This window comes from Brevibacterium sp. Z349TD_9 (assembly GCF_056173565.1).
In genome coordinates this window covers 814,574-836,280 of record NZ_CM149680.1, presented here as the reverse complement: position 1 = coordinate 836,280, position 21,707 = coordinate 814,574, and the positions used below count along the sequence as shown (strand labels likewise).

Below are 21,707 nucleotides of genomic sequence, written 5' to 3'. Positions count from 1 at the left end.
TCCTCTACTCTTGTTCCGTGACGAGAGAGCGCGCATCCGAGGACCAGGACCGACGAGAGACGATGGACGTCGTCGAGACGAAGGGCCTGGGCCCCGTCGATGAGCTCGCCTTCGCCCGCGTCCTCCTCGACTCGGTCAAGTCCGGGCGCCGGGGCGCGACCCTGCGGATCTACCGGCCGGCCCCGACGCTCGCCTTCGGTGCCCGCGACCGCTTCCTCCCGGGGTTCCCCGCGGCGATCGAGGCCGCCCGCGCCCACGGATTCACCCCCGCCCTGCGCAGCCTCGGCGGGCGGGCAGCGGCCTACCATCCCGGGTCCGTCGTCATCGACCACATCGAACCGAGCGATGCGTTCATCACGGACACGACGAAGCGCTTCTCGACCTTCGGCGCCGACTACGCCGAGGTGCTCCGTTCCCTCGGCGTCGACGCCCGGGTCGGGGAGATCCCCGGCGAGTACTGCCCGGGAGAGTACAGCGTCAACGTCGCCGGCCGGATCAAGGCGATCGGCACAGCGCAGCGCGTCGTGGCCGGTGCGTGGCTGTTCTCGTCCTCGGTCGTCGTCACCGATCCCGACCCGATCAGGGCCGTCCTCACCGACGTCGAGGCGGCCCTCGGCGTCGAGTGGGATCCGACCACGGGCGGGTCGATCAGTGAGATGGCCCCGGGGATCACGGTCGATGCCGTCGCCGAGGCGTTCGCCTCCTACTACGGTCGCGACCGTGTGCTCACGCCGAGTTCACCGACCCCCGAGGAGCTCGCCGCCCTGCCCGAGCAGGCCGCCAAGCACGCGCTCTGAGTTCGAGCCGCGCAGAGTCCCACGGTGCCTGTGCGGCGCGGGCGAAGATCCTGACCCGCGCCGCGCCTGACCTCAGGGGGTCTTCGGCTTCGTCGTCCGCTTCGCGGCAGTCGTCTTCTTCGCCGCAGTCGTCGTTTTCGCAGTCGTCGACTTCGGCGTGGTCTTCTTCGCAGCCGTGGTCTTCGCCGCGGTCGTCTTCTTGGCCGTGGACTTCTTCGCGGGAGCCTTCTTCGCCGGCGCCTTCTTCTTCGCGGGGCCCTTCGCGCGCTTCTCGGCGAGGAGTTCGGCACCGCGGGCAGGCGTGATCGACTCGACGTCGTCGTCCTTGCGCAGGGTCGCGTTCGTCTCGCCGTCGGTGACGTAGGGACCGAAGCGCCCGTCCTTGACGACCATCGGCTTCTTCGTCTCCGGATCCTCCCCGAGCTCCTTGAGCGGCGGCTTGGCCGTGCGGCCGCCGCGCTGCTTGGGTTCGGAGTAGATCTTCAGCGCCTCCTCGAGGGTGATCGTGAAGATCTGCTCCTCGTCGGTCAGCGACCGCGAATCGGTGCCCTTCTTCAGGTACGGGCCGTAGCGGCCGTTCTGCACCGTGATGTCCGTGCCCTCCTCGTCCTGGCCGACGATGCGGGGCAGACTGAGGAGCTTGAGCGCGGTCTCGAGGTCGATCGTCGAAAGGTCCATCGACTTGAACAGGGACCCGGTGCGCGGCTTGGGCTTCTTCGCGCCCCGCTTCGGCTTCTCCTCGGGCTCGGGCAGGACCTCGGTGACGTAGGGGCCGAACCGGCCGTTCTTCGCCACGATCGTGTGCCCGGTCTCCGGGTCGACGCCGAGTTCGCGGTCGCCGTCGCCCTGGCTCTCGATGAGCTCCGCGGCCTTCGCGGCGGTGAGCTCATCGGGGGCGAGGTCGTCGGGCAGGGAGACGCGCTTGGGGTCCTCCCCTTCGGCCGCCGAGGCGACCTCGAGGTAGGGACCGTAGCGGCCGACCCGCAGGGCGACGCCGTCGGTGATGGGAACCGTGTTGACCTCGCGGGCGTCGATGTCGCCGAGGTCGTCGACGATCTCCTTGAGCCCTTCCCGGTCGTAGCCCTCGGCTCCGAAGTAGAACCGCGCCAGCCACGCCTTGCGGTCCTCTTCGCCCATCGCGATGCGGTCGAGCTCGGATTCGAGGTCGGCGGTGAACTCGTAGTCGACGAGTTCGGTGAAGTGCTCCTCGAGGAGGCGGACGACGGAGAACGCGAGCCAGCTGGGCACGAGCGCGTTGCCGCGCGAGGTGACGTAGCCGCGGTCCTGGATGACAGAGATGATCGAGGCATACGTCGAGGGGCGGCCGATGCCGAGCTCCTCGAGCTGCTTGACGAGGCTCGCCTCGGTGAAGCGCGGGGGCGGTGCCGTGGTGTGCCCGTCGGCTTCGACGGAGACGACGGAGAGCGCCTGGCCCTCCTCGACCTGCGGCAGCCGGGACTCGCCGGACTTCGTGTCGTACCGGCTCGCGTCCGTTCCCTCCTCGTAGGCGGCGAGGAAGCCGCGGAAGGTGATGACGGTGCCGGATGCGCTGAAGCCGGCCTCATGGCCGTCGCCGAGGTCGGCGGCGACGCGGATCGTCGCCGTCTTGCCCTTCGCGTCGGCCATCTGGCTGGCGACCGTGCGCTTCCAGATGAGGTCGTAGAGGCGGAACTCGTCGCCGTTGAGCGACTTCGCGACCTGGGCGGGGGTGCGGAACGAGTCACCGGCGGGACGGATCGCCTCGTGCGCCTCCTGCGCGGACTTCTGCTTCCTCGAATACTGACGCGGTGCCTCGGGGACGAACTCGGGGCCGTAGAGCTCGGTCACCTGGCGCCGAGCGGCCGAGATCGCCTGCCCGGACAGCGCCGAGGAGTCGGTGCGCATATAGGTGATGTAGCCGTGCTCGTAGAGCGACTGCGCGGTGCGCATCGCCTGGCGCGCGCTCATCCGCAGCTTGCGGCCGGCCTCCTGCTGCATCGTCGAGGTCGTGAAGGGCGCGGCGGGACGCCGCGAATACGGCTTCGACTCGACGGCGGTGACGGTGAGCGCGTCCTTCGCGCTGCCCGAGAGCAGACCGGCGAGCTCTTCGGCCTTCGCCTGGTCGACGACGACCGCGGACTTCGTCTTCAGCTGGCCCTTGTCGTCGAAGTCGCGGCCGCTGGCCACGCGCGATCCGTCGAGGGTGGTGAGGTTCGCGGCGAACGGGTTCGAGCCGTCGGGCAGGCCGAGGTCGATGTCGAGGTCCCAGTAGTCGGCGGGCACGAAGGCCATGCGCTCGCGTTCGCGTTCGACGACGAGGCGGGTGGCCACCGACTGCACGCGGCCGGCGGAGAGTCCGGCGCGGACCTTGCGCCACAGCACCGGGGAGACCTCGTAGCCGTAGAGACGGTCGAGGATGCGTCGGGTCTCCTGCGCGTCGACGAGGGCGTCGTCGATCTCGCGGGTGTTCTCCAGCGCCCGGGCGATCGCCTCGGGGGTGATCTCGTGGAAGACCATGCGCTTGACGGGGATCTTCGGCTTGAGCACCTCGAGCAGGTGCCACGCGATGGCCTCGCCCTCGCGGTCCTCATCGGTGGCGAGGTAGAGTTCGTCGGCGTCCTTGAGCAGGCGCTTGAGTTCGGTGACCTTCTTCTTCTTGCCCGGGTCGACGCGGTAGTAGGGGTCGAAGCCGTTGTCGACGTCGACCGCGAACTTCCCGTAGGGGCCCTTCTTCATGTCGGCCGGGAGCTCCGACGGCGTCGGCAGGTCGCGGATGTGCCCGACCGAGGCCTCGACGTCATAACCGTCGCCGAGGTACCCCACGATCGTGCGCGCCTTCGTCGGGGACTCGACGATGACGAGACGACGGGGCTGCTTCTCGGTTGTGGCCACGTTCACTCATTCCTCTCACGGCGGTGCGGTGATCGACAGTATGGACGATCCGGCCCAATGTAACACTGTTGTCACCCTGCCCTCTCCATCGGGGCGGGCGCACCCGCTCGCGTACGGATCGCCTCCCCCGCCTCGGCGCAGGGGGCTGGGCGAACCCGGTTCAGGGGGTGCCCGGGAGCAGGGCACCCGCCCCGACAAGGCCCCTGACCTGGGCGATGAGCTGGGCTTCGAGGGCTGCCGCGTCGACGTCGAGGAGCTGCGCAAGAGCGGCGGCCGACGGCCGCAGCGTGAGCGATCCGTCGGCGACGGAGACGAAGCCCGCGAGCGCGGTGTCGAGGTCGAAGACCTGGCCGAAGCCGATCCCCTGCTCGAGCGTGATCGACGTCGGGTCCTCCTGTCCCGGCACGTGGTGACGGTGTTCGACGAGGTCGGGCGAGCGGGTGAACGCGGTCGCCGCGATCTCTTCGTCGCTCGCCTGCGCCAGCCACGACCGCAGCTCCTCGACTGTGGTGAGGAACGCGCCGATCCCGTGGGGGTTGGTCGCCTGCGCCGAGGTGATCCGGACCTTCTCGCGGGACGCGGGCACCGCTGCCGCCTCGGTGGAGGGCTGGTCGTCCGGCGAAAGAGTTGGGGAATCGTTATCTGCCCGGTGCATGAGGACGTAGCCGAAGGCGATGCCGGTGACCTGTCGGGAGGCGAAGTCGTCCAGCCACGCAGCGGTCGCCGCGTTCCACTCCTCACTCGCCCGCTGGATGCCGCCGTCGCGGATCCACGTCTCGGCGTAGGCGACAGGATCGAGGACTTCGCGTTCGATGACGAGCACCGAGGTGGACGAGTCGACCACCCACGTCTCGGGTCCGGTCGACGAGTCTGCGGTGACCTCCCAGTTGCCCAGGCACACCGCGCGACCGCCGGCGGTCAGCACGGAGGGGACCTCGGCGAAGAGGCCGCGCACGAGGCGGTCCCCGCTCATGCCTCCGTCCCGGTACTCGAAGTCGGGGACGACCGCCTCGGCGGCGGTGGTGCGCGGGGTGATGACGAACGGCGGATTCGACACGAGCAGGTCGACGTCTTCGCTCAGCGGTTCGAGCAGCGAGCCCTGGCGCAGGTCGATGTTCGTCGCCCCGGCCAGCGCGGCGCCGAGCGCCGTGAGGTGCAGCGCCCGGGCGGAGATGTCGGTGGCGATGACCCGCTCGGCGTGGCGGGCCAGCAGGAGCGCCTGGACGCCGCAGCCGGTGCCGATGTCGGCTGCGGTGGTCACCGGTTCGCGCGGGGTGAGGGCCACGAGCGTGCGACCGGCCCCGCCGAGGCCGAGGACGAAGTCGCCGGGAAGGACCTCGGGCGAGGTGAGCGTGCCGTGGTCGGCGACGAGGTAGAGGTTCTCATCGCCGCGGCGCAGGCCCCGGGGGACGCCGACGGGGATCTCGTACGGGGTGAGCGCGTACGGGGCGAAGGCGCGCAGGTTGGTCCCGTCGGGGCGGACCTCGTCGACGAGGCCGAGATCGCGGGCCGCCCGGTACGCCTCGAGGCCGAGGGCTGCGGCGAGGACGATCGCGGGAACCTGCTCGCGCAGCCAGAAGACCAGGGTGATCGCGGCCAGCCGTTCGTCACCGGACAGGGGCGGGAGGGCATCGGACCCGGCGTCGTCGGCCGAATCGGCGGGTGATTCGGCGGGTGCGAGGCGGGCGGCACCGCTGCCGATCACCTCAACGAGTCTCTCGTCGAGGACGCTGCGACAGTGGTGAAGGGCCGGGGCGGCGTTGGAGCGGGTCAGCGCGTCGGAGACGGCACCGCCCCAGAACTGCCGCAGATACGGTTCGGTGTACCCGGCCGCATAGAGAGTGGCGCCGAGGTGTTCGGCTCCGGCCAACTGGTCGGAGGTGAGGGGGTGCGTCTCTTCGGTCACAGATGAATCCTAGCCAGGCGGGCCTGGGACATAATTGAGACATGTCCTCTTCCGCTCTCCACGACATCGTCTCCGGGTTCGGTGTCAGGGACGATCGGATCGTCCACCTCCGCGAGATTCCACAGCGTGTCGAGCACGAGTCGGACTGGCCGGACTGGGTCGACGAGGAGCTGCGCCATGCTGCCGCGGCCATCGGCGTCGACCGACCGTGGCGCCACCAGGTCGAGGCGGCGCAGGCCGCCCGCGACGGCGAGGACGTCGTCATCGCCACCCCGACCGCCTCGGGGAAGTCACTGGGCTTCTGGCTGCCGGTCCTCGAGTCGATCCAGACGACCCGCGACAGTCTGCGCACCGCCTCGGCGATCTACATCGCCCCGACGAAGGCGCTCGCGGCCGACCAGCTGACGAAGCTCGAGCAGCTCATCGTCCGCGGGGTCCGCCCGGCCGCCTACGATGGCGACACCTCGCAAGCGGCGAAGGACTGGGCCCGGCGGCATGCGAACATCGTCTTCACCAACCCCGACATGCTCCACCGGGCGATCCTCCCCCAGCATGAGCGCTTCGCACGCCTGTTCAAGTCCCTGCGCTACATCGTCGTCGACGAGGCCCACCGGTACCGCGGCGTCTTCGGATCCCACGTCGCCCTCATCCTCCGCCGACTCCTGCGCATCGCCGCCCACTACGGCGCCCACCCCGTCGTCATCGGCGCCTCGGCGACGATGGCCCAGCCCGATGTCGCCTTCGCCCGGCTCACCGGCCGCCCCGCCCATCCGGTGACCGAGGACGCCTCACCGCGGGCCGCGGGCAGCTTCGCCTTGTGGGAGCCGCCGATGTCGGCTGCCGGTGACCGGCGCGGGGGCATGGCCGAGGCCGCCGATGTCCTCACCGATGCGATGTGCGCAGGCTACCGCTCCCTCGCCTTCATCGCCTCGAGACGCGGGACCGAGACGCTCGCGGCGACGGTCCGCGAGCAGGTGGGCATGGTCGACGAGTCCCTCACCGGCAAGGTCGCCGCCTACCGGGGCGGGTACCTCGCCGAGGAGCGCCGCGCCCTCGAATCGGCGCTGCGCTCGGGGCGGCTCCTCGCGGTGGCGTCGACGAACGCGCTCGAGCTCGGCATCGACATCTCGGGCCTCGACCTCGTCATCGTCTCCGGGTGGCCGGGGACGCTGGCCTCCCTGTGGCAGCAGGCCGGTCGCGCCGGACGCGACGGTCAGCGGTGGATGGCGGTCTTCATCGCCCGCGACGACCCGCTCGACACCTACGTCGTCCACCATCCCGAGGTGATCTTCGACGCCCCCGTCGACGCGGGCGTCATCAACCCCGGCAACCCCTACGTCCTCGGAGGCCACCTCTGTGCGGCCGCCGCCGAGGTGCCGCTCACCCGCTCGGACTTCGCGCACTTCCCCGACAACGCCGCCGAAGTCGTCGACGACCTCGTCGAACGCAAGCTCCTGCGCGCCCGGCCCTTGGGCTGGTTCTGGGCGAAGGACGAACCGGCGACCGATCAGTCCGACATCCGCGGCTCCGGCGGCGGTCAGTTCCGCCTCGTCGAAGCGAGCACCGGCACTCTGCTCGGCACGGTCGACGAGACCGGTGCGCACCGGGGCGCGCACCCCGGGGCGGTCTACACCCACCAGGGCACGGACTTCCTCGTCGCGGACCTCGACCTCGACGAACGTATCGCCTTGGTCGACCGCACGGAGGTCGACTACACGACGCAGGCGCGGTCGCTCACGGAGATCTCCATCGTCGACACCGTGAGCCAGCGCACCCTCCCCTCGGGAGTCGGCGTGGCCAGCGGCACCGTCGACGTCACCGACCAGGTCGTCGCCTATCGGATGCGGGCGAAGCGCGGCGGGACGATCCTCGCCGAACACGAACTCGACCTGCCCGAGCGCACCCTGCGGACCTCTGCCGTGTGGTGGACGATCCCGCGCGCGCTCCTCGAGTCCGCGGAGGTCCTCAAGGCCGATCTGCCCGGTGCCGTCCATGCCGCCGAGCACGCCTCGATCGGTCTGCTGCCCCTCTTCGCCGGCTGCGACCGGTGGGACATCGGCGGCGTCTCGACGGCCCTGCACGCGGACACGGGCATGGCCACGGTCTTCGTCTACGACGGTCTGGCCGGGGGCGCGGGCTTCGCCGAGCGCGGCAGCGAGGTCATCGAGGAGTGGCTCGGTGCCACCCGGGATGCGATCGCCGCGTGCGAGTGCGTCGACGGCTGTCCCTCGTGCGTCCAGTCGCCGAAGTGCGGCAACGGCAACGAACCGCTCGACAAGGATGCCGCTCTGCGCCTGCTCCGGGCCGTACTCTAGATCACTTGCCGGCGACGGCCTTCTCCGCGACCTCCGGCAGGGGCCCTGGGATGTCGACGGCGACCTCGACATAGGCGCTCTGCTCCGCGGTCGACGCACGGCAGTCGCGCATGACCGCCCCGTTGCGCTCACTCACCTCCTTCGCGACCTCGCAGGGCTGACCGGGCGACAGTCCGCGCACGGCGTCGGCGGCGGCGAGCGCCGCGAGGTCGGCGGCCGCCTGCGCGGTGCTGTGTGCGACGAACGCCTGGCTCAGCGCCCCGATGGCGGTGACGAGACCGAGGATGACCGCGCACAGTCCGATGACGATGTTCGTCATCCCGGATCACCGCCCGAGCGTCCGCCCTCGGTCCGGGCCGTCGCTGCCGCTTCGACCTCGTCGAGGAAGAAGATCGCCTCGGGCAGCCGCACGGTGACGGTCACCGTCGCGTAGCCGCCGTCGGAGCCCACTCGCACGGTCGACGCGGCGCCCGCATGCTTCTTCGCCTCGTCGACGACCGCCGCGTGGGGTTCGCCCCGGGCGATCTCGCGGGCGGCCGAACGCGCGGCGTCGAAGGCGCGCAGCTGGGTGAACCCGATCGCCGCCGCCCCGGCGAGCACGACGACGAGGAGGACGAGAGCGGGGAGGACGACGGCGAACTCCGCGGTCGCCGTCCCCCGGTCCCTGCCCTCCGCGCCGGCGTGCCCGCGGACGGCCATCTCAGCCTCCGAGGCCGAGAGCGGTCTGGATGACGCCGGTGACGAGCTCCTTGATCGGCTCCGACTTGAGGATGACGACGAGGAGGGCGGCGAAGCCGCACGCGGCCAGTGTGGTGATCGCGTACTCCGCCGTCGTCGCCCCGGTGTCCGGACCCCATTCGGCATCGGGCCCCAGCGGCGACTCGGCGCTCGGAGGACCCTCGTGCGGCCGGATCTCCGGCGGCGGTGCCTCGTCGGGGGTCGGGGTCGTCGAGGTGTCTGTGCTCATGTTCTCCTCCTCGAAGAAGTGACCGTGCGCGCTCTGCGAACGGTCCTCCACCGTGGAGGAGGCACAGGGGTCGGGTCGAGGGGCGGATCCGAGGCTGTGGAAACCGGTTGGGCGTCCACAGGCCCGTGGCACACGAGTCGCACCGTTCTCCACAGGAGAACGGACACGAGTCGCGCGGTCACCTGTCGGCTCTGGTCGCCGGTCGGCACGGCCGCCCGGCCGGCTCGGCCGCCGCCCGGCCGGAAGGCCCTCAGTCGGCCCAGTCGTCCCTGAGGACGGCCATGATCACTTCGTCGTGGCGGCGACCGTTGAAGAACACGGCTTCGCGCCGCCTGCCCTCCTCGACGAAGCCGGCCTTCGTGTAGGCGGCGATGCCGCGGGTGTTGAATGCCCACGTGCGCAGTTCGATGCGGTTGAGCCCGAGCTGGAGGAACCCGTAGCGCAGGGCCAGGCGCACGGCGTCGGCGCCGAACCCGTGACCGTGGAACTCGGGTCCGAGGATGATCGCCAGCGTCGCCGACTGATTGATCGTGTCGCGGCCGAAGAGGGTGACGTGACCGACGAACTCCTCGGTCTCGAGCAGCTCGATGCTGAAGCCCACCGAACTCGAGTCGGTGTTCGCACTCCACTGCGTGAACTGCTCGGACACACCGCCTTCGGGCCGCGGCAGGACGGTCGGGTTCTGGAGGACGACGATCGAGGGATCGAACCACCACTGCTCGAGATAGTGCAGATCGTCGGACTGCAGGGGGCGCAGCCGCACGGAGGTGCCGACGAAGAGGTGACCGGCGTACCGTTCGGCCTCGGCGACGTCGGTGAGCCGTTGGAAGGGTGCCACAGAGGACGGTGTCACAGTAGACATGGCCCGACCCTATCAACCGCAGACGAGCTGTCATCTCAGAAGAACACCGTCGTGAGGTCGGTGAGCAGGGAGATGACGACGGGGACGACGGAGAGGAGGAGGAACGCCGGGAGGATGCACACCCCGAGCGGGACGACGAGGCCGACCCCGAGTGCGGCGGCCGCCTCCTGCCGTCGCCGCCGGGAGGCCGCCCGGAGTTCGCCGGCGACCGATTCGATGAGCGGTGCCGGGCCGACCCCGGTCTGCTCGGAGAAGGCGAACACCTCGAGCACCGGCCGCAGGCGGTCGTCGGGGGCGAGGTCGTCGCCGCCGATCGTCTTCGCCCGCGCGATCCGCAGCAGGCCCGACCGGTCCCCTGTCGCCTCGGCGGTGAGCGTGAGGGCGACGGGGATCGGCAGTCCCGCGGTGAGGCAGATCGCGACGAGGTCGAGGTCGAACGCGAGCTCCTCATCGCTTACCCCTGACCTCCCGGAGGCGGGGCCCCCTCCCCTCGCCGAGGCGGTGGTCCCGCCGCCCGCGACCGCTCCGCCCCCGACCACCCCGTCCCGTCGTCCGCGGACGTCCGTGGCCGACTGATCGGCTCCTTCGAGCAGGCCCCGCAGGCGTCCCGCCGACCGGCCCGACCACAGGAGGACGCCGAGTCCGACGAGGAGACCGACGACGACGGCGCTCATCGGGATCAGCGCTCCGCCCGCCGCATCATCCGCATCATCCACCAGCGGCCGAGGACGTAGAGGACGAGTCCCGCCCCGATGCTCAGCTGTCCGGGCAGACCGCCGATGAGCTCGAGGGGGCGGACGCCGATGAGCAGCCCGAGCCCCATCCCGATGAGCGGCAGCCAGCTGAGCACCCGCACGGTCGCCCGGGGCCCGGCCATCGCGATCCGCCGTTCCCGGTCGGCGTCGAGGGCGTCCCGACGTGCCGTCGCATAGCGGAGGATCATGTCGGCGGCCGGAGCACCCGAGCGCTCCGAGACCGTCCACACCGCGGCCATGCCGGCGAACACCTCGGCGGCGGAGGTCGGCAGCGCCTGCCCGCGGTTCGCGATCGCCCGACCCGGGTCCTCCCCGAGCGCGATCGCCCGCGAGATCGGGCGCAGCCGCTCGTCCTGCCTGCTCAGGGTCGCCATCACCGCCTGCGGCGTCATGCCCACCCGGAGCAGATGCGCGCAGTTCTCGACCGCCCCGATCGCCCACAGCCGCTCCGCTTCGTCATCGGCACCCCGGCGCCCGCCTCGGCGAGGGGACACGGGGACCGCGGACCCGCCTCGGCGGGGGTGGGTGAGGAGTTCGCGCAGCCGCACGCCGGGGTCGGAGGGGGCGGCGAGGACGATGCCGGCCGCGACGAGCACGGCGAGGAGGAGGATCATGTCGACCTCTGCTCGAGCACGGCCTCGAAGCGGGCGAGCGCCCGCCGGTTGAATTCCCCGGGCGAGCGCGGGGAGGCTCGCCCCCACACGGGTTCCATCGTCAGGGACTCGCCGGTGTCCCGGGTGGGGATGGCGAGTTCGGTCAGGCCCCGGTCGACCCCGACCCGGCGCAGGTGGATGACGAGGTCGATGGCGGTGGCGAACTGGGAGTGCACGGCCTGCGGGCTCATTCCGGCAAGCGCCCCGAGCGCGGCGAGGCGGCTGGGGACGGCCTCGGCGGTGTTCGCGTGGATCGTCGCGCACCCGCCCTCGTGCCCGGTGTTGAGGGCGGTGAGCATGTCCCGGACCTCGGGGCCGCGGCATTCGCCGACGACGAGGCGGTCGGGGCGCATCCGCAGGGCGTTGCGGACGAGGTCGGTGAGCGTGACCTCGCCGCCGCCTTCGACGTTGGCCTGGCGGGCGGCGAGCTGGACGACGTGGGGGTGGCCGACGATGAGTTCGCGGGAGTCCTCGACGACGACGATGCGGTGGAGCGGGTCGACGAGGCCGAGGAGGGCGCCGAGGAGGACGGTTTTGCCGGTGCCGGTGCCCCCGGAGATGAGGATGTTCGCCCGTGAGCCCACGGCCTCGGTGACCAGGGCTGCGACCTCGGCGGGGATGAATCCGTCGGCGCGGAGGTCGTCGACGGTGAAGCCTGAACGCCGGGGCACGCGGAAGGAGATCGACGTGTGCTCCCCCGAGATCGGCGGGACGATCGCGTTCATCCGCACCCCGTCGGGGAGGCGGACGTCGACGAAGGGACTCGAATCGTCGAGGCGGCGCCCGCCGAGGGCGGCCAGGCGCACCGCGAGCGAGCGCACGTCCTCCTCGGAGCCGAGGGAGAGCTCGAGCCGGGCCGGGCCCGCACCGGTGTCGGCGAAGACCTCCCGGGGGCCGTTGACGAAGACGTCGGTCGTGCCGGGGACGTCGAGCACGGCCTGGAGGGGACCGGCTCCCGACAGCTGGGCCGAGAGCCGGGTGACGAGGTCGAGGAGGGCCGCGGATCCGAGGACGCGGCCGGTGCGCTGGACCGCCTCGGCGACGGCGGCCGTCGTCACCGGTCCGGGATTGTCGAGCAGGGTCTTGCGCACCTCGGCGACGAGGGAGGCGTCGAGCCATTCGCTCATCCCACCCACTCCCCGAGCAGGCGGTCGACGAGGCGGCCGAGCCTCGCCCCGCCCGGGATGCCCTCACCGCGGTCGACGGCGGCCGAGAGCCCGCGGTCGTCGCGGATGCTGCCGGCGAGGCCGAGTCCGATCGAGTCGGCGAGGAGGTCGGCGTCGAGTCCGCCGCTGCCGGTCTCCCGGACGACGAGGCGGACGTCGGGGTGGGAGTGCGAGAGGCGCTTGGCGACCTGGGAGGCGGCGACGGCCGAACGCACCCGGGCGGGGGCGACGAGGAGGACGTGGTGGCAGCGCCTGGTCCACTGCGGTGGGGCGTGGCGGGGCAGGTCGACGATGACGAGGTCGAAGGCCTGGGCGGCGGCGGAGAGGACGTCGTCGAAGATCTCCGGGTCGAGGTCGAGGGTGTCGTCGCGTCCCCACGAGAGGATCGCCAGGCCGTCGTGGACGGGCAGGGCCTGGCGCAGGACCGAGGGGCGCAGCTGCCCGCGGGAGGCGCTGAGGTCCGACCACCGCGGTCCCGGGACCTGTTCGGCGCCGAGGACGAGGTCGAGGCCTCCCCCGAGCGGGTCGGCGTCGACGAGGACCGTAGGGACCTCGCCGCCGGCCCGCCTGGCCAGGGCGCAGGCGAGCACCGAGGCGCCCGCCCCGCCGCAGCCGGCGACGACGCCGACCGTGACCCCGGGGGTCACCGGGGGTTCGACGGCGGCGATGATCCGCTGGCTCAGCCATTCCGCGGCCGAGGGCAGCATCGCGAGCTGTTCGACGCCGAGGTGCGCGGCCCGCCGCCACGCCGAGACGGTCTCGTCGCCGTCGAGGACGACGAGGATCCGGTCCGCACCGTCGGTGGCGGGCACCTCGGTGACGTCCTCGCCGAGGAGGATGAGCGCCGCCTTCTGCCACCCGCCCGAATCGGGTGGGAGGACCTTGAGGTCGACGCCGATGCTCTCGGCGACACGGGCGCATTCCTCCGTGATGGCGCCGAGGTCGGTGATGAGCGCGATCTCCATGCGCCCAGACTGGCCCCGATGCGGCGGCTGCGACCAGTGGTCGGGCCAGGGCTGTGGACGGGGACGACGAAGGGCGGCGCCTGTGGACACAAGTCACAAGGGGCCGCCCCTCATCGCTTCGCCAGCGCATCGCGCCCGGTCAGACCGGACGTGCGACGCCGGGTGCGCGCCTCACGGCTGCTCGGGTGCGGCGCTGACCGGCCGCACCGTCCACAGCCTCGGCACACGAGTCAGCCGCGCTGGATCCCTTCGAGGTTGCGCAGCACGCCCTCCTTGCCGTCGGAGTCACGGACCGTGAACGACGTCCCGTGATCCTCGAGCGCGAGGAACCAGTCACCCGGGTAGATCGTGAAGACGGGCATCCCGGTCTTCGCGTCGACGGCCTCGCGCGGTTCGGGAACGGCGAACCAGAACGCCTGGATGACCGTCTTCTCCTCGGTCGTCTCCGCGGAGTCCGACGCCTGCCGGTCCTCCCTCGAGCCCGATGCGCTGCGGTCCGACGACTCCCCATCCGCCGAGGCGGTCCGCTGCTCCGAGGAGTCCCGGTAGTTCGTCATCGGCACGTACTGCGTCGGTTCGTCGGAGTCCGGCGGGGTGGTCCGCTCGGTCGTCGGCTCCGCCGAGGCACCGCCTCCCTGGGAGGTCACGGCGTCGACCTGGACGGTCTCGTCGCCGACGGTCTCGCGGCTGACGGTCTCGGTCGAGCCCTGGCCTTCGGGTCGCCGGTCACCGGCCGACCCGCGGTCGGCCGAGTCCGGAGCGCGGTCGGACGAGTCGCCGTCGCCCGAGCCAGCAACGCGGTCGCCCGTCGTCGCGCTCCGCTCGGTCTCGGACTCAGCCTCGGTGGTCGTCACGTCGTCTCCCGACGCGACGGTGACTCCGCTCGATGCGGCGACGACGCCTCGGCGCTCGGTCGAGGAGCGGGAGTCATCCGTCCTCGACTCGGGAGCTTCCTTGCCGGTGGGATCCGCACCGGGATCGGTCTCGACGACGCCCTCGGCGTTGACAACGGTCGCCTCGGTCGAGCGGATGTTGCTCTCGTCGGCCTCGGCGGATGCGGAGGTCGTCGTCGCGTCTGACGATGTCGTGTTCGCGGACGCCGCATTAGAAGACGTCGCGTCCGTGGACGCACCCTCCCTCGATTCGGGTGAGGCAGCTGCCGACCGGGACTCTGTGCCCTGAGACGCGGCGGCCTTCGTGCCGCCGTCGAAGACCCCGAGCGGGCCGGGGCCCGGCTCGTCGGCCGAGGTCACGGTCGACGAGGTCACCGTGCCGGGCTGCGAGACCGTGCTCGATCCCGACCGTGCCTCGGAATCCGGTGACGCGGCGCTGGCCGAGGTCTCGGTCTCCGAGGTGGACTCGGGTGCGGAATGGCGTCCGCGGCGGCGCTCGGAGACCGAGGTGATGGTCTCCTCCTCGGTCGAGGTCGGGCCGCTCTCGACGACGGTCCGGCTGATCGCCACGGTGTCATCGGCGTTGGTCTGCGGGGCCGCGGCGTCGGCACTGCCGTCACCAGCGGTCCCGTCGCGACGTGCCGCAGACGCGTCGTCAGCATCGGTCTGCGATGCCGTGGGCGATGCCGCCGGAGTCGGCTCGGCGGCCGAGGCGGTCGACGTCCACGCGGACTCCTCGGGTTCGGTGCCCAGCCCGAAGGTCTGCGTCGGCTCGCTCTGCGAATGCCGCGGGTCCCGCGGATGCTGGTCGCCGAGGTACGTCTGCCCGGATCCCGTGCTCTGCACCGGCTGTCCCGAGGCGTCATCGGTGCCGGAGGAGCGGTCCTCGGCCGGCGGGGCGAAGGAGGCCTGCGGGCGCGGGGTTCCACCGGTGAACGGGCTGCCCGCATCATCGGAGTAGGCGTGCCGGCCGGACGCGGCCTGCTCGCCCGGTCCACCCTGCTGCCCTGCGTCGTACGAGGGCTGGTCGGATCCCCAGTTGGGCTGTGCCGAATCGTAGCCGGGCTGGCCGAAGCCGCCCTGCGGGGCGCCGTACTGGCTCGGGCCGCCCTGACCGGGCGCGGCCTGCCCGTACTGGCCCGGGCCGACCCCGCCGGGGCCACCCTGACCCTGGGGTCCCTGCGCACCGGGGTGGGGGCCGCTGCCGTACCCGCCGTCGAATCCGCCGGGCACGTGGGCCTGCGGCGCGGGATGCTGAGCGGTCTTGGTCACCGGGCGCGCCTTGGCGTGGGCGGGGACGTCCTCGCGTCCGGCGAACTCAGCGGCGAAGAACGGCAGCATCGTGAAGACACCGGCGAAGAACGCGATGAGCGCGGCGAAGAACGCGAGGTAGGCGCCGACGCTCCAGTACGGCGCCGAGGTGATGAGCTGGACGAACGCGAAGGCGAACGCGACCGAGGAGAGGACGGAGATGAACTGGTCGAGGCCGAGCGATCCCACACGCATCCGACCGTTGCCGAACTTGTTCATGAGCACGGCCCCGACGATGAGGAGGATGGCGAGCACGACGAAGACGAGCGTCCCCATCGAATCGATGTTCCACGACCACAGCGGCATCGTGATGATGTCGTAGTTCTTGTAGGGCACGAAGAGCACGATGAGTGCGAGCAGGCCCGCGAAGAGGAGGAAGAGGTCGCGCAGGGTGAGCGGGCCGACAAGCCCGGGTCCCGTGCGGCGAGGACGCTGCGGGGCGGGTCCCGACCCGAACTGCCCCGGTCCGGACCCGTAGGGTCCTGGGCCCGACCCGTACTGGCTCGGTCCCGACCCATACTGGCCTGGCGCCTGGCCGTACTGTCCCGGCCCCGAACCGTAGGGCCCCGGCCCCGAACCGTACTGCGCGGGTCCCGAACCATAGGGTCCCGGACCGGATCCGTACGGAGTCGGCTGCCCGCCCTGGGCGTCCGGACCATACGGACCCGGTCCCTGTCCGTACTGGCCGCCGGGGGCCTGACCTCCCGGGCCCTGTCCGTACTGGCCACCGGGGGCCTGACCTCCCGGGCCCTGTCCGTACTGACCGCCGGCGGGCGGCTGGCTGTTGGGTCCGGGGTGGGGTCCCGGCTGGTCGCGCCACTGCGGCGCTCCTGGTCCTGTGGGATGGTGCGGCGAACTCATCGCTTGCTCCAGTCGATCGAAGGGACACTGTGCTGTCTGCGGGGTCCATCCTGGCAGACCTAGGGCCATCCTTGCAGACCCCGGCACCCGTGCGCACCCAATTCTTCGCCGCCAGTCCCCTTGCCGAAGCTCCGCCGCACACCGCTTTAGCACATGGGACCCGTCATGACTACCCCCGCTCACCCCCGCTCATCACCGGGGTCAGGGTGACCGGCGTCACCTCTGCGGGTATACAGTCGGAGGGAATCTTCGTTCCATCAAAGAAGCCGGAGGGAATCATGACCGACAGCGCCGAGGCGACCGAGACCTTCGCCCCGCCACAGGAGTTCGCAGCCGCCGCCAATGTCAGGGAAGACGCCTATGAGCGCGGTGCCGAGGACTTCGAGCGCTTCTGGGCCGAGCAGTCCCGTGAACTCGTCGACTGGAAGGACGACTTCACCGAGGTGCTCGACTGGTCGAACCCGCCGTTCGCCAAGTGGTTCGCCGACGGAAAGCTCAACGTCGCGTACAACTGCCTCGACCGGCATGTCCTCGCCGGCAACGGCGACCGGGTGGCCATCAACTTCGAAGGCGAGCCCGGGGACTCCCGGACGCTGACGTATGCCGAGCTCCTCGCCGAGGTGTCGAAGGCGGCGAACACACTCACCGAACTCGGGGTCGAGGCCGGAGACCGGGTCGCGATCTACCTGCCGATGATCCCTGAGGCGATCATCGCGATGCTCGCCTGCGCCCGCCTCGGCGCTGCCCATTCCGTCGTCTTCGGCGGCTTCTCCGCCGACGCCCTGCGCTCGCGGATCATCGACGCCGAGGCGCGCGTGGTCATCACCGCCGACGGCAGCTACCGTCGCGGCAAGGAGACGAGCCTCAAACCGGCTGTCGACGAGGCGCTCTCCCACGGCGACACCCCGGTCGAGCACGTCATCGTCGTCCGCCGCACCGGCCAGGACGTCGAGATGACCGAGGGCCGGGACCAGTGGTGGCAGGACACCGTCGACAAGGCGAGCCCCGAGCATGAGGCCGAGTTCTTCGAAGCCGAGAACCCGCTCTTCATCCTCTACACCTCCGGCACCACGGGAAAGCCCAAGGGCATCCTCCACACCTCCGGCGGCTACCTCACCCAGGTCCTCTACACGATGAAGTCCGTCTTCGACGCGAAGCCCGAGACCGATGTCTTCTGGTGCACTGCGGACGTCGGCTGGGTCACCGGTCACTCGTACGTCGCCTACGGACCGCTCGCCGCAGGAATGACGCAGGTCATCTACGAGGGCACACCGGACACGCCCGACCAGGGCCGCTGGTGGGAGATCGTCGAGAAGAACAAGGTGACGACGCTCTACGCCGCGCCGACGGCGATCAGGACGTTCATGAAGTGGGGCGAGGAGATCCCCGCGAAGTACGACCTGAGCAGCCTGCGCCTCCTCGGCAGCGTCGGCGAGCCGATCAACCCCGAAGCCTGGCGCTGGTACAACCGCGTCATCGGCGGGGAGCGCTGCCCGATCGTCGACACGTGGTGGCAGACGGAGACCGGCGCCCACATGATCGCGCCCCTGCCCGGGGTGCTCGCGACGAAGCCGGGATCGGCGCAGCGTCCGATCCCCGGCATCTCCGTCGACGTCGTCGACGACACCGGGGAGAACCCTGCCGGCCCCGAAGGCGGCCTCCTCGTCATCCGGCAGCCGTGGCCGTCGATGCTGCGCGGGATCTGGAAGGACCCCGAGCGCTTCAAGGAGACCTACTGGTCCCGGTTCGAGAACACGTACTTCGCCGGGGACGGTGCGCGCCGTGACGAGGACGGGGACATCTGGTTCCTCGGCCGCGTCGACGACGTCATGAACGTCTCCGGGCACCGCCTCTCGACCGCGGAGATCGAATCCGCCCTCGTCGCCCATCCCTCCGTCGCCGAGGCGGCGGTCGTCGGTGCCGCCGACGACACGACCGGCCAGGCTGTCATCGCGTTCGTCATCACCGTCGGCGGAGTCGACGACGGTCCGGAGACCGCCGAGGAGCTGCGCCAGTTCGTCGGCAAGGAGATCGGTCCGATCGCCAAGCCCAAGCAGGTGCACATCGTCTCCGAGCTGCCGAAGACCCGGTCGGGCAAGATCATGCGCCGTCTGCTCAAGGACGTCGCCGAGAACCGTGAGGTCGGTGACGCCACGACGCTGGCCGACTCGTCGGTGATGAAGCTCATCGAGGAATCGGTGGCGAAATCGTGAGTCGACACTGAGCTCAGACGTCTTTGGTGACGAGGGACGTTCAGACTACTCTTGAGAAAGATTGTCACAACGTTTCTGGCGATAGGAGCACTCATGGCCGAGAGGTCGATCAGCGAACTGATCAAGGACATCGGCGACGATTCCAAGGCGATCGCCGAGGAGGAGCTCGCGCTGGCGAAGGCCGAGGCCACCGCCGGGGCGAAGAACCTGGGGATCGGATCGGCCCTGGCGCTCGCGGCCCTGTTCTTCCTGTTCCTCGGGTCGTTCATGGTGATCTTCGCCGGAGCCGCAGCGTTCCGCGAAGGACTGGACTGGCCGTGGTGGGCGAGCTTCCTCATCATCTTCGGCATCCTCGCCGTCATCGCCGTCATCCTCGTGCTCATCGCCGTCCCGCTGCTGAAGAAGGGCAACCCGGTTCCGGGCGGGGCGATCGCCTCGGCGAAGTCGATCGTCGCCGCGGTCAAGCGGGCGCTGACGAACCCCTCGGGTCCGAGGTACTGACCCGACCACCATCGACAGGCATGGCGCCGAGTCCCCGCGTGGGACTCGGCGCCATTCGCGTTTTGGACGTCCCCGCGGGGACGTCCGGCCTGCGTCCCGGCTCAGTAGTCGATGTCGATGGCGGCCTTGCGATCCCAGTCGAGCGCCCAACCGAGTTCGTCGAGGGCGAAGTCGAGGATGCCCGCGGTGAAGCCCCACACCTTGAGCACGCCGACGTCGAAGGCCGGGGTGGTGATCGCGAGATCAGGCCTCGAGAAGCTGCCGCGGTTGGCGGGGGCGACGAGGTCGGCGATCGCGACCCGGTAGACGGAATACGACTCGGCCTCGTCCATGACGGCGACGACCCCGGGCACCGCCCAGTAGCCGACGACGGGGGTGACCTGGAACTTGCTCACCGGGATGTAGAGGGGCTCGAGCTGACCGAGGACGTCGACGCTGGCCGGGACGATGCCGGCCTCCTCCTCGGCCTCACGCAGCGCGGCGGCGGCCATCGAGTCGTCCTCGGGATCGCGACCCCCACCGGGGAAGGCGACCTGCCCGGCGTGGAGGCGCAGGGTGCTCGCGCGCTGGAGGAGGACGATGTCGACGTCGGCGACGCCCTTCTCCTCGAGGTGCGGCAGGGCGGCTCGACCGGCATCCGTGCGCGGGGCGCCGCCGCGGCCGAAGAGCATGAGGACAGCGGCGTCGCGGACCACGGCATCGCCGCGGGCCTTCGCGCGGCGCAGCCACAGCGGTGACCCCTTCGACTCGGCGAGACGCGCCAGCTGGTCGCGCAGCTCCGGATCGTCCGCGCGCTGCGGATCCGCCGACCTCGGCGGAACCGCCTCGGCGTCGGCAGTCGGGACCGCCCCGTCGGCAACGGGGACTCCACCGTCAGCAGCATGCCTCCCGGGTCCCTTGAGGCCGTCGAGGAATTCGCTCATGCCAAGGGAGCCATCTCGTACTTGAGCATCGCCTCGGCCTTGACCGGGTCGAGTTCGCCGATGCCGAACGACGGGCACAGCGCCATCAGCGGGCAGGCCCCGCACGCCGGTCTGCGAGAGTGGCAGATCCGGCGGCCGTGGAAGATCACCCGGTGGGAGAGCAGCGTGAGCTCCTTCGTCGGGAAGAGCGCGGCGATGTCCTCCTCGGCCTTGACCGGGTCGGTCTCCGTCGTCCACCCGAACCGCCGGGCGAGGCGGCCCATATGCGTGTCGACGGTGATGCCGGGGGTGTCGAAGGCGTTGCCGAGGACGACGTTGGCCGTCTTCCGCCCGACCCCTGCGAGCTTGACGAGCTCCTCCATCGTCCGCGGCACCTCGCCGTCGTAGTCGTCGACGAGGTCGTTCGCGAGCTTGACGATGTTGCGAGCCTTGGCCCGGTAGAACCCGGTCGAGCGGATGAGCTCCTCGACCTCGCCGAGGTTGGCGACCGCAAGTGCGTGCGCGTCGGGGAAGGCGGCGAAGAGTCCCGGGGTGACGGCGTTGACGCGAATGTCCGTCGTCTGCGCCGAGAGCACGGTGGCGATGAGAAGTTGGAATGGGGTCTCGAAGTCGAGTTCGCACTTCGCGTTGGGGTAGACCTCGGCGAGGATCCGATTGATCTTCCGCGCGCGGCGCGTCTTCCCCAGGGGGGTCTCCTTGGCGAACCTGCGCGCGCTCTTCTCTGCCACGGTCAACACAAGTGTCGATTCTAATCCGCAGGAGCCGATACCGCAGTTGTCCGGCTCACAGCGTGCGCACGCAACCGTGACCCACCTCGGCGAGGGCCGAGGAAACGACACAAGGGACCCTCAATTCCCACGACCCGCGCGTATTTGGTGGTCCAGGTACCCTTGACCAGGTAGATTTATGTGTGGAGACCATCACAAGGAGGACACTGTGGATATTGAAGTTGTGAGGGGCGCAACGCTTTTCGCCGGACTCGATGACGAATCGACGAGCGCATTGATGAAGTTCATGAAGCCGCGGAGCCTCCGCCGGGGCACCGTGCTCTTCCACGAAGGCGACGCCGGAGACGAGCTCTACATCGTCTCCACCGGAAAGCTCAAGATCGGCCGCGAGTCCTCCGACGGCCGCGAGAACCTCCTCTCCGTCGTCGGACCGGGTGAGATCATCGGCGAACTCAGCCTCTTCGATCCGGGCCCGCGGTCCTCCTCCGTCACCGCGGTCTCCCAGTCCGAACTTCTCAGCCTCAAGCACGAAGACCTCACGACCTGGCTCAAGGACCGTCCGCAGGCCGGACTCAACCTCCTCAAGGCACTCGCCCAGCGCCTACGCCGGACGAACGAGACCGTCGGCGACCTCGTGTTCTCCGACGTCCCCGGTCGTGTCGCCAAGGCGCTGCTCGACCTCGCCGCCCGCTTCTCGAAGCCGGCTCCCGACGGCGTCCTCGTCGCCCACGACCTCACACAGGAGGAGCTCGCGCAGCTCGTCGGCGCTTCCCGTGAGACCGTGAACAAGGCGCTGGCCGACTTCGCCGCCCGCGGCTTCATCCGCCTCGAGGCCCGCTCGGTCGTCATCCTCGACATGGAGCGCATGCGCAACCGCGCCCGCTGATCATGCCGGCCGGTTCGACCGGTCGCAGACTGCGAACGCCCCGACAGTCACTGTCGGGGCGTTCGCCGTCTGCCGGGGCCTTCAGCGACGTCTCCCCCCCCCCCCCCCTTCACCCCAGCGTTTGTGGTCGATAA

At 70.6% G+C, this 21,707-nt stretch carries 18 protein-coding genes; 5 read left to right on the top strand and 13 right to left on the bottom strand.

From position 1 onward, the window contains the following. Positions 1–62 precede the first annotated feature (62 nt). On the top strand, positions 63–797 hold the full coding sequence (locus AC0VYB_RS03630; protein ID WP_063250076.1) for a lipoate--protein ligase family protein: 735 nt from the start codon (positions 63–65) through the stop codon (positions 795–797). Positions 798–869: 72 nt separating this feature from the next. Here AC0VYB_RS03630 and topA read toward each other — a convergent pair whose 3' ends face one another. Together topA and AC0VYB_RS03620 are read right to left on the bottom strand one after the other, a co-directional pair. Further along, positions 870–3,668: a type I DNA topoisomerase gene (topA, locus tag AC0VYB_RS03625; protein ID WP_063250075.1), complete on the bottom strand. Its 2,799-nt coding sequence runs from the start codon at positions 3,666–3,668 to the stop codon at positions 870–872. 160 nt (positions 3,669–3,828) lie between these two features. After that, entirely contained in the window at positions 3,829–5,574 is a 1,746-nt protein-coding gene (locus AC0VYB_RS03620; RefSeq protein ID WP_475385046.1) for a methyltransferase, read from the bottom strand. A gap of 41 nt (positions 5,575–5,615) precedes the next feature. Between AC0VYB_RS03620 and AC0VYB_RS03615 the strand changes: the two genes are divergently transcribed. After that, positions 5,616–7,889 carry a DEAD/DEAH box helicase gene (locus AC0VYB_RS03615; protein WP_201671462.1) on the top strand — a complete coding sequence of 758 codons (2,274 nt, stop codon included), beginning with the start codon at positions 5,616–5,618 and terminating at the stop codon, positions 7,887–7,889. 1 nt (position 7,890) lies between these two features. Here the strand turns inward: AC0VYB_RS03615 and AC0VYB_RS03610 are convergent, their stop codons facing one another. The 9 genes from AC0VYB_RS03610 to AC0VYB_RS03570 form a co-directional block, all read right to left on the bottom strand. Then, positions 7,891–8,208 carry an Rv3654c family TadE-like protein gene (locus AC0VYB_RS03610; protein WP_063250072.1) on the bottom strand — a complete coding sequence of 106 codons (318 nt, stop codon included), beginning with the start codon at positions 8,206–8,208 and terminating at the stop codon, positions 7,891–7,893. Continuing rightward, positions 8,205–8,588: a TadE family type IV pilus minor pilin gene (locus AC0VYB_RS03605; protein WP_063250071.1), complete on the bottom strand. Its 384-nt coding sequence runs from the start codon at positions 8,586–8,588 to the stop codon at positions 8,205–8,207. The genes AC0VYB_RS03610 and AC0VYB_RS03605 overlap by 4 nt, the downstream gene beginning before the upstream one ends. A gap of 1 nt (position 8,589) precedes the next feature. Further along, on the bottom strand, positions 8,590–8,856 hold the full coding sequence (locus AC0VYB_RS03600) for a DUF4244 domain-containing protein (RefSeq protein ID WP_082834944.1): 267 nt from the start codon (positions 8,854–8,856) through the stop codon (positions 8,590–8,592). A gap of 250 nt (positions 8,857–9,106) precedes the next feature. Continuing rightward, the gene (locus tag AC0VYB_RS03595) at positions 9,107–9,718 is read right to left on the bottom strand and encodes a GNAT family N-acetyltransferase (RefSeq protein ID WP_231882229.1); all 612 of its coding nucleotides are present in this window, start codon (positions 9,716–9,718) and stop codon (positions 9,107–9,109) included. Positions 9,719–9,753: 35 nt separating this feature from the next. Beyond that, the gene (locus AC0VYB_RS03590; protein WP_063250068.1) at positions 9,754–10,392 is read right to left on the bottom strand and encodes a type II secretion system F family protein; all 639 of its coding nucleotides are present in this window, start codon (positions 10,390–10,392) and stop codon (positions 9,754–9,756) included. Positions 10,393–10,397: 5 nt separating this feature from the next. Continuing rightward, positions 10,398–11,087, bottom strand: a complete 690-nt coding sequence (locus tag AC0VYB_RS03585) for a type II secretion system F family protein (RefSeq protein ID WP_063250067.1) — start codon at positions 11,085–11,087, stop codon at positions 10,398–10,400. Continuing rightward, positions 11,084–12,253 carry a TadA family conjugal transfer-associated ATPase gene (locus AC0VYB_RS03580; protein WP_063250066.1) on the bottom strand — a complete coding sequence of 390 codons (1,170 nt, stop codon included), beginning with the start codon at positions 12,251–12,253 and terminating at the stop codon, positions 11,084–11,086. The genes AC0VYB_RS03585 and AC0VYB_RS03580 overlap by 4 nt, the downstream gene beginning before the upstream one ends. Then, on the bottom strand, positions 12,250–13,257 hold the full coding sequence (gene ssd, locus AC0VYB_RS03575) for a septum site-determining protein Ssd (RefSeq protein WP_063250065.1): 1,008 nt from the start codon (positions 13,255–13,257) through the stop codon (positions 12,250–12,252). Before ssd ends, AC0VYB_RS03580 begins: the two co-directional genes overlap by 4 nt. Before the next feature lie 230 nt (positions 13,258–13,487). Further along, positions 13,488–16,322: a hypothetical protein gene (locus AC0VYB_RS03570; RefSeq protein ID WP_063250064.1), complete on the bottom strand. Its 2,835-nt coding sequence runs from the start codon at positions 16,320–16,322 to the stop codon at positions 13,488–13,490. Positions 16,323–16,600: 278 nt separating this feature from the next. On the opposite strand from AC0VYB_RS03570, the gene acs reads away from it, so the two are divergent. Both acs and AC0VYB_RS03560 read left to right on the top strand, forming a co-directional pair. Further along, positions 16,601–18,535, top strand: a complete 1,935-nt coding sequence (gene acs, locus AC0VYB_RS03565; RefSeq protein ID WP_259801183.1) for an acetate--CoA ligase — start codon at positions 16,601–16,603, stop codon at positions 18,533–18,535. Positions 18,536–18,628: 93 nt separating this feature from the next. Continuing rightward, a complete protein-coding gene (locus AC0VYB_RS03560; protein WP_063250062.1) occupies positions 18,629–19,036 on the top strand; it encodes a phage holin family protein in 408 nt (135 codons plus the stop codon). A gap of 101 nt (positions 19,037–19,137) precedes the next feature. On the opposite strand, the gene AC0VYB_RS03555 is transcribed toward AC0VYB_RS03560, so the two are convergent. Together AC0VYB_RS03555 and nth are read right to left on the bottom strand one after the other, a co-directional pair. Further along, entirely contained in the window at positions 19,138–19,959 is an 822-nt protein-coding gene (locus AC0VYB_RS03555) for an NUDIX hydrolase (RefSeq protein ID WP_063250061.1), read from the bottom strand. Continuing rightward, positions 19,956–20,696, bottom strand: coding sequence for an endonuclease III (nth, locus tag AC0VYB_RS03550; RefSeq protein ID WP_475385045.1), 741 nt, complete (start codon positions 20,694–20,696; stop codon positions 19,956–19,958). Before nth ends, AC0VYB_RS03555 begins: the two co-directional genes overlap by 4 nt. Before the next feature lie 199 nt (positions 20,697–20,895). Between nth and AC0VYB_RS03545 the strand changes: the two genes are divergently transcribed. Further along, positions 20,896–21,573 carry a Crp/Fnr family transcriptional regulator gene (locus AC0VYB_RS03545; protein ID WP_040342444.1) on the top strand — a complete coding sequence of 226 codons (678 nt, stop codon included), beginning with the start codon at positions 20,896–20,898 and terminating at the stop codon, positions 21,571–21,573. Positions 21,574–21,707 lie beyond the last annotated feature (134 nt).